Source organism: Nocardioides marmoriginsengisoli, assembly GCF_003725695.1.
GTDB classification, from domain to species: Bacteria; Actinomycetota; Actinomycetes; order Propionibacteriales; family Nocardioidaceae; genus Marmoricola; species Marmoricola marmoriginsengisoli.
In genome coordinates this window covers 321280-328980 of the sequence record NZ_RJSE01000008.1, presented here as the reverse complement: position 1 = coordinate 328980, position 7701 = coordinate 321280, and the positions used below count along the sequence as shown (strand labels likewise).

The 7701-nt window shown below is 69.0% G+C and carries 8 protein-coding genes; all 8 read right to left on the bottom strand.

The features are described 5' to 3' along the window. Positions 1-446, bottom strand: a 446-nt coding sequence (locus tag EFK50_RS18295; RefSeq protein WP_484213817.1) for a beta/alpha barrel domain-containing protein, incomplete at its 3' end; no start/stop codon positions are given. A 59-nt stretch (positions 447-505) separates the two neighbouring features. Next, positions 506-937 (bottom strand): RidA family protein, encoded by a 432-nt coding sequence (locus EFK50_RS18290; RefSeq protein WP_221177465.1) that lies wholly within the window; start codon positions 935-937, stop codon positions 506-508. Beyond that, the gene (locus EFK50_RS18285) at positions 934-1770 is read right to left on the bottom strand and encodes a mycofactocin-coupled SDR family oxidoreductase (protein WP_123229018.1); all 837 of its coding nucleotides are present in this window, start codon (positions 1768-1770) and stop codon (positions 934-936) included. Before EFK50_RS18285 ends, EFK50_RS18290 begins: the two co-directional genes overlap by 4 nt. Positions 1771-1806: 36 nt before the next feature. Beyond that, positions 1807-2823 carry an ABC transporter permease gene (locus EFK50_RS18280; RefSeq protein WP_183407906.1) on the bottom strand — a complete coding sequence of 339 codons (1017 nt, stop codon included), beginning with the start codon at positions 2821-2823 and terminating at the stop codon, positions 1807-1809. After that, positions 2816-4324 carry a sugar ABC transporter ATP-binding protein gene (locus tag EFK50_RS18275; RefSeq protein WP_123229016.1) on the bottom strand — a complete coding sequence of 503 codons (1509 nt, stop codon included), beginning with the start codon at positions 4322-4324 and terminating at the stop codon, positions 2816-2818. The genes EFK50_RS18280 and EFK50_RS18275 overlap by 8 nt, the downstream gene beginning before the upstream one ends. 44 nt (positions 4325-4368) lie before the next feature. After that, a complete protein-coding gene (locus tag EFK50_RS18270; RefSeq protein ID WP_123229015.1) occupies positions 4369-5511 on the bottom strand; it encodes a sugar ABC transporter substrate-binding protein in 1143 nt (380 codons plus the stop codon). Between the two features lie 39 nt (positions 5512-5550). Then, on the bottom strand, positions 5551-6804 hold the full coding sequence (locus EFK50_RS18265; RefSeq protein WP_123229014.1) for an aminotransferase-like domain-containing protein: 1254 nt from the start codon (positions 6802-6804) through the stop codon (positions 5551-5553). A 62-nt stretch (positions 6805-6866) separates the two neighbouring features. Continuing rightward, a complete protein-coding gene (locus EFK50_RS18260) occupies positions 6867-7700 on the bottom strand; it encodes a mycofactocin-coupled SDR family oxidoreductase (RefSeq protein WP_123229013.1) in 834 nt (277 codons plus the stop codon). Position 7701 lies beyond the last annotated feature (1 nt).

Here is a 7701-nt window from a genome sequence, read left to right as displayed (position 1 = left end):
ATGTGCGTCACCGCGTTCGACACATCCCCAGTCCCGGCCTCGCCCTTGGAGCGGATCATCGCCGCGCCCTCGGTGATCCGCCGCAGCGCCTCACCCAGGTTCGTCGCCCCGCACACGAACGGGACCGTGAAGGCCCACTTGTCGATGTGGTTCGCATAGTCGGCCGGGGTCAGCACCTCGGACTCATCGATGTAGTCCACACCGAGCGACTGCAGGATCTGGGCCTCGGCGAAGTGCCCGATCCGGGCCTTGGCCATCACCGGGATCGAGACCGCCTCCACGATGCCGTCGATCATGTCCGGGTCACTCATCCGCGAGACCCCGCCCTGGGCACGGATATCAGCCGGAACGCGCTCCAAGGCCATCACCGCGACCGCACCAGCATCCTCGGCGATCTTCGCCTGCTCGGCGTTGACGACATCCATGATCACCCCGCCCTTCAACATCTCCGCCATCCCACGCTTCACCCGCGAGGTACCGGTCGTCGAAGGCTGCTGGGAGGTCATCACGAGGGATCGAGCTCGGCCGGTGCCGGCTCCGCGATGTAGGCGTACGCCTCGACCTCGATCAGCATCCGCGGATCGAGCAGCGCCGCCACCACGACCGTGGTGCTCGCCGGGGCGTCGTCGCCGTTCTGCGGCCCGAAGATCTCCCGCTTCGCCGTGCTGTACGCCGGGAAGTGACCCGGATCGGTCAGGTAGCAGACCAGCTTGGTGACCTGCGACAGCGTCGCGCCGACTCCTTCGAGAGCCAGCTGGACGTTGACCAGGGACTGCTTGGCCTGCTCGTACGGGTCGTCCGAGACGAGCTTGCCGGTGGCGTCCAGGCCGACCTGTCCGGAGACGATCACGGCGGCGCCGGTGCGGACCGCCTGCGACATCCCGGGGAAGCGCAGGTGATCGGGGCTGAAGCCCTCGTGCGAGGAAGTGGTCGTCATCCGGGCAACCCCGCAGACGCAGCGGTGCTGACATCGAGGGTGGAGCCGTTCACGTAGCGCGCCTCGTCGGAGACCAGGTACAGCGCCGCCTGGGCGATGTCGTCCGGGCTCACCCAGGGGATCCCCATCGGGCTCATCGCGGCGTACGACGGCTCGACCGACTCCTTGGTCGGCGCGTCCTGATCGGGACAGAACAGCCCGTAGAAGGGAGCGTTGTGCACCATCGGGGTGTCGACCGTGGCCGGGCAGACCGCGTTGACGGTGACGCCGTGCTGCGCGAGCTCGAGGGCGAGTGTCTTGACCAGACCGATGACACCCCACTTGGCGGCCACGTAGTGAGCCAGGTTCGGCACGCCCATGTGGCCGGCCATCGAGGAGGTCGCGACGATCCGGCCGGAGCCCTGGGCGAGCATCCGCGGCACGACCGCCCGCAACGTCTTGAAGACGCCGGTCAGGTCCACCCCGATCATCTCGTCCCAGGCCTGGTCGGTGATCTCCCAGAACTGGCCGAAGCCGCAGACGCCGGCGTTCGCGACGCAGATGTCGATCGAGCCGAGCTGCGCGACGGTGTCGGCCACCAGCGCGGCCAGGGCCTCGGTGTCGCGGACGTCGACCTCGGCGGTGACGCACCGGGAGCCGGTCGCCTCCACCGCGGCCTTGGTCTCGGCCAAGTCGGCCGTCGTCCCGAGCGGGTACGGCACCGTCTCCAGGTCGCGACACAGGTCGGCAGCCACGATCGTGGCGCCCTCGCGGGCCATCGCGAGCGCGTGCGCGCGCCCCTGGCCGCGGGCCGCGCCGGTGATCAGCGCGACCTTTCCGTCTAGCTTGCCCATCGTTGTCTCCTTCGGATCAGAGGTCGGGTGCCGGCGTCAGCTGCCGGCTGCGGTCTTCTGGGTGCGCACCTTCGCGAAGACGACGGCGAGGATCAGCGCACCGCCCTGGAAGGTCGAGATCATCCAGAACGGGATGCCTTCGAGCTGGAGTCCGTTGATGCCGATCGCGAGGATCCCGAGGCCGACCAGCAGGCCGAGGACGTTGAAGCGGCCGGGCTTGATCATCGTCGAGCCGAGGAACGCGGCCGCGTAGCAGGGCAGCAGGTACTGACCGCCGACGTCGGGCTGCCCGGTGCCGATCCGCGAGGTGTACAGCAGGCCGGCCAGCGAGGCGCAGACCGCCGAGATGACGAATGCCAGGAACAGGATCCGGTCGGTCGGCACTCCGGCCAGGCGGGCCGGCTCCCGGCCGGCTCCGGTGGCGTAGACCATCCGGCCGAGCGGGGTGTACTCCAGGACGTAGAAGACGACGAGCGCCAGCACGATCACCAGCACGATCGGGTTCGGGACGCCGAGGAGCTCGCCGCGGCCGAGCTTGGTGTAGCCGTCCGGGATGTCCTTCGAGATCACCTGGCCGTTCGCGATCAGCTGCGAGATGCCGAGGAAGACCGAGCCCGATCCCAGGGTGACGATGAACGGGTCGATCTTGAGCTTGACCACCAGGAACGCGTTGATCAGGCCTGCGGTCGCGCCGACCGCCAGGGTGAGCAGGATGACCAGGGCGACCGGCATGCTGCCCTCGGTGCTCTGGAACATCCACGCCGAGACGATCACCGACAGCGTGATCACGCCGCCGATGGAGATGTCGAAGACTCCGGAGGCCAGCGGGAACAGCAGACCGAGCGCGACGACCGCCGCGATGGTCTGGTTGTTGACCACGGCCAGCAGGTTGCTGCTGGTCAGGAAGATGCCGGGCGAGGCGATGGTGAAGGTGACCATCAGCGCGACCAGGATCGCCGGTCCCGCCCAGCGCTCGACCAGGTTGCCGGCGGAGAACCGGCGCGCCCGGGCACGGGTCGGCCCGTCGGCCACCTCGGCGGCCAGGTCAGGCATAGCAGAGCTCAACGATTCGCTCACGGGTGATCTCCCTGTCGGTGAGTTGTTCGGCGACGACGCCATCGCGAAGGATCACGACGCGGTCGCACGTTGCTTCGAGGTCATCGGTGTCGGAGGAGCAGAGCAGCACGGCGACGCCGTGGTCGGCGGCGACCTCGGAGACGAAGCGCAGGATGTCGGCGGAACCGCCGACGTCGACGCCGTGCGTCGGCTCCTCGAGGATCAGTACCTGCGGGTTGGTCCGCAGCCAGCGCGCGACGTAGACCTTCTGGGCGTTGCCGCCGCTGAGCAGCTCGATGGCCTGGTCCGGGTCGCCGGGAAGGATGGAGAACCGGCGGATCGCCTCGGTCGCCTCACGGCGTTCGGCCCGGTGCCGGAAGAAGCCGCCGCGCCAGAACGGGGTCAGGTCTCCGATGGTCAGGTTCTCGGCGACGCTCATCCCGACGATGCGCTTGCGGGTCCGCTCCCCCGGGAGCACCGCCGCCCGGTGCCGTCTGAGGGCACGGGCGCCGAACTTGCGTACGGGAGTCCCGCCGAGCAGGACCTCTCCGGAGCCGAGGCCCTGGGAGCCTTCGAGGAGCCGGACGATCTCGTGCACGCCCGAGCCGCTGAGTCCGGCGACGCCGACGATCTCCCCCGGGTGCACCGCGAAGGTGGCTCCGCGGAGCTCGCTGCCCACGTGCACGTCGCGGAACTCCAGCACCGGGTCGGCGCCCGGCTCCCGCGGCGCCCGGTCGTCGTCGCGCACCGGTCCCACGTCCATGCCGGCGATCACCCGGGCGAGCGACTGCTGGGTCAGGTCCGCGACCTGGCTCCTCAGCACGACCTCGCCGTCGCGGAGCACGGTGACCCGGTCCGCGATCGCCAGCACCTCTTCGAGGCGATGGGTCACGTAGACGACCCCGACGCCGCGGGCGACCAGGCGTCGTACCAGGGCGAAGAGGTGCTCGACCTGACCGCTGGGCAGCGCGGCCGTCGCCTCGTCGAGCACGAGCACGCTGATCGCCGACTCGACGTCCAGGGCGCGCGCGATCGCGACCTCGGTCCGCTCGACCGCGCTGAGCCGGCCGACGACGGCGTCCGGATCGATGTGGTCGAGGCCGAGGTCGTTGAGACGTGCCACCGCGGCGGCACGCTCCGAGCCCCACCGGATCCTCCCGAGGAGGCCTGCGTCGTAGGTGCCCGAGCCGAGCCGCAGGTTCTCCAGGACGGTGAGGTCGTCGAGCAGACCGATGTCCTGGTGGATGAACCTGACCCCGGCACGCCCCACCCCCACCCCGTCGCCGAACTTCATGCTGTGTCCGGCGACGGAGTAGGAGGCGGGACCACCGTCGGGCAGGTAGAACCCCGACATGATCTTGATCAGAGTGGACTTGCCTGAACCGTTGTGCCCCAGAAGAGCGTGGATCTCTCCCTTGGCGACCGTGAAGTCGACGTTGTCGAGCGCTCGCTGACCGGGGAACGACTTCGTCACCGCGGCGAGTTCCAGGGTATTCATTCAGGGTCTCCTCTCCAGATCGTGTCGGGCTTCGAGCGGGTGGATCAGCTCACGCCCCAGAGCGCCTTGAACTGCTCGCGGAAGTCCTGGGCGCCTTCGTAGGTGCCCGAGGACGGAGCGCTCTCCTTGGTCATCAGGAGCTGGGTCGGGTTCTCGATGTTGTTCGGGATCGCCTGACCGGCCTTCAGCCGCAGCGCGGCGTCGAGCACCGTCCAGCCGTTCTCGTAGACACCGGACGTGACGTCGACCTTGATGATGTCGCCCTTGCGGACCAGCGCCAGGCTGGGCTCGTCGCCGTCGAAGGTGCCGACGTCGATGGCATCCGCCTTGCCGGCCTGGCGTACCGCGTCAGCGGCCAGCACACCGGAGAACCCGGGGGTGCCGATGATCCAGTTCAGGTTCGGCTTCGACTGGATCTTGGCCTGCAGCGCCGGCGGCAGGTCGGTCATCGCGGTCGCCGCGCTGAACCGGTCGACGGTCACCTCACAGGTCTCGCACTTGTCCAGGGCGGACTTGACGCCCTCGGCGCGCTGGCCGTTGCAGCCGTAGACGGTGTCGGCGAAGATCGCGACGTTGGCCTTGCCCTTCGACTCGGCGACCACGTAGCTGCCGAGCAGCTGGCCCTCGAGCTCGCAAACGTTGCCGACCTCGACGACGTTGCCCTTCTCGGCGTCCGGCTGCTCGGAGGTGAACTGGCCGATCACCGGGATGTCCTCGGAGTGCGCCTTGGCGTACGACTCGGCGGCGTCGGCGGCCGGGCGCGCGTTGTTGACGATCACGTCGGGCTTTGCGTTGACCGCCTGGCTCATGCAGTTCTGGAACGACGCGACGTCGGTCTTGGCGTCACAGATCTTGAGCTCGTAGCCCAGCGCGTCGGTCGCCTGCCGGACGCCCTCGACCTGCGCGACGCAGCCGGGGATCGACTGGTCGCAGCCGACGAAGAAGACCGTCATGTCGGCGGCCGGCTTCACGGCGCCGAGCGACTTGACCGCGATCTCGGTCGGTACGACGACAGCCTTGTCGGCGATCGCCTTGGCCTCGTCCAGCCAGGCGCCGGACGCCGCAGCGCCGGGCGAGTCGGACTTCTCGTCCGAGCTGCCACAAGCCGCGAGCGTCGAGGCCGCCAGGACGGCGACCACGACAGCAGCAGCTGCCCGCAGCGGGTGCCGCAGAGTTGGTGAAAGCATGGGTATCCCTTTCCTAGGTGGTGCAGGTCGGCCGAGAACTCAGTGGGCGTTCGCGACGATCGCTTCGCCGAGGGCCTTGATGCCGCGCGCGATCTCGTGGTCGGGAGCGTGGCTGTAGGCGAGACGCAGGTAGCCGCGACCGGCGTCCTCGCCAAGGAACTTCTCGCCGGGACGGCAGAACACGCCGGCCATCGCGGCCTCGTGCTGCGCCTTCTCCCAATCGACGTTCTCGGCGATCTGGAGCCAGAGGTAGAAGCCGCCGTCGGGCACGTCGAAGGAGACCAGGTCCCCGCAGTGCTCGCGCACCGCGGCGACCGCGATGTCGCGCTTGCGGCGGTAGACGGCGTTGGCCTTCTCGATGTGCGGGTCGAGCTTGCCCTGCTGCATGAAGTCGACCATCATCCGGCACATCCACTGGCTGACCCCGAGGTCCTGGCGGACCGAGGCGAGCGCGTTGATCAGCGGCGTCGATGCGGCGATCCAGCCGATCCGCAGCGCGGGTGCGAGCACCTTGGAGAACCCGTGGCTCTGGATCACCCGGCCGCTGGTGTCGAGGCTCAGCAGGGACGGCACCGGGTCACCGCTGTAGCGCAGGTCCGAGTAGATCGCGTCCTCGAGCACGACGATGTCGTACTCCTCGGCGATCGCGAGCACCTCGCGCCGGCGCTCCTCCGGCATCACCACGCAGGTCGGCAGCTGGAAGGTCGGGATCACGTACAGGAGCTTCGGGACGACGCCGTCACGCTTGAACTCCTCCAGCCGGGCCCGGAGCGAGGCCGGGTCGAGCCCGTGCTCGTCGATGTCGACGGTGCGGACGTCGGCGTCCCGCATGTGCATGAAGCGCATCGCGTACGGGAAGGTCGCCTTCTCGACCAGAACGCCCTCGCCCGGGTTCACCAGCGCGTTCACCGCGAGGGCGATCGCCTGGACCGAGCCCGAGCAGAGGATGAAGTTGTCGGCCGTGAGTCCGGAGACGCCCTGGCTCTCCCCGATCCAGGTTGCGACCTCCTCGCGCAGCGCGGTGTTGCCGAGCATCAGCTCGATGTACGTCGGCAGGTAGGTGATCTGGTCGGCGTCCCGGTCGTAGTCCATCGAGATGTACTCGAGGGCGAGGCCGCCGTCGCGGTCGATGACGTCACTCATCAACGTCTTGAAGTCCTCCAGCGGGAAGGTCTCCTCGGCGGCGAGGCCCTGGTCGAAATTGAAGGTGACCGGGGCCGGCGGGTCCGGGAAGAACAGGGCCGGGCCGCCTGCCGCGAGCTCGGAGACCTTGGTGGTCGGGTCGAACGTCATTGCTGCTCCTTTGTTCTGGCACCCGGTCGGTGCCCTGATGATCGGTCGGGGTTGACGAGGTCCTAGGCGGAGTGGAAGGCGTTCCAGCCGCCCGCGACGTCCAGAGCGGCACCGGTGATGTAGCGCGCCGACGAGGAGGCCAGGAAGAGCACCGCCTCGCTCGCGTCCGAGAGCTCGAGCCACGGCACCCGCATCGGGTTCAGCCCCGCGAAGGTGTCCTTGACGTCGTCCCGGGTGGGCTCGTCGAGGTCGGGGCGGAACAGCCCGTAGGTGAGCTGGTTGTGGCACATGTCGGTGGAGACCGACATCGGCGAGAACGCGTTCACGGTGATGCCGTGCGGGGCCAGCTCGATCGCGAGCGACTTCACGAAGCCGATCACGCCCCACTTGGACGCGGCGTAGTTGGCGTTGTTCGGGCCGCCCTCGCGCCCGACCGCCGACGAGGTCGCGACGATCCGGCCGGCGCCGCGCTCGATCAGGTGCGGTACGACGGCGCGGATGCTGGTGGCGACGCCGCCCAGGTTGATGTCCACGACGTCGCGCCAGACGTCGTACGGCATCTCGCTGACCGGGCCGAACGCCGCGATGCCGGCGTTGGCGACGAAGACGTCGATCTTGCCGAACCGGTCGATGGCAGTGTCGACGAGCCGCTTCATGTCCGCCGTCGACCGGGTGTCCGCCTGGATGCCGACGCACTCGGCGCCGACGGACTCGACCAGCCTGACGGTCTCCTCGAGCTGCTCCATCGTCGCCATCGCGGACGCGCACGGCAGCTGCTCGCCGATGTCGCAGACCACCACGGAGGCGCCGCGCTGGGCGAAGGCCAGCGCGTGCGAGCGGCCCTGGCCCTTGCCTGCGCCGGTGATGACGACGACCTGGTTCTCGAAATCTCGCATC

Excerpts from the sequence above, each read along its gene's own strand:
- EFK50_RS18265 (WP_123229014.1), bottom strand. The coding sequence starts at position 6,804 with ATGACGTTCGACCCGACCACCAAGGTCTCCGAGCTCGCGGCAGGCGGC.
- EFK50_RS18280 (WP_183407906.1), bottom strand. The coding sequence starts at position 2,823 with ATGCCTGACCTGGCCGCCGAGGTGGCCGACGGGCCGACCCGTGCCCGG.
- EFK50_RS18285 (WP_123229018.1), bottom strand. The coding sequence starts at position 1,770 with ATGGGCAAGCTAGACGGAAAGGTCGCGCTGATCACCGGCGCGGCCCGC.
- EFK50_RS18290 (WP_221177465.1), bottom strand. The coding sequence starts at position 937 with ATGACGACCACTTCCTCGCACGAGGGCTTCAGCCCCGATCACCTGCGC.
- EFK50_RS18270 (WP_123229015.1), bottom strand. The coding sequence starts at position 5,511 with ATGCTTTCACCAACTCTGCGGCACCCGCTGCGGGCAGCTGCTGCTGTC.
- EFK50_RS18260 (WP_123229013.1), bottom strand. The coding sequence starts at position 7,700 with ATGCGAGATTTCGAGAACCAGGTCGTCGTCATCACCGGCGCAGGCAAG.
- EFK50_RS18275 (WP_123229016.1), bottom strand. The coding sequence starts at position 4,324 with ATGAATACCCTGGAACTCGCCGCGGTGACGAAGTCGTTCCCCGGTCAG.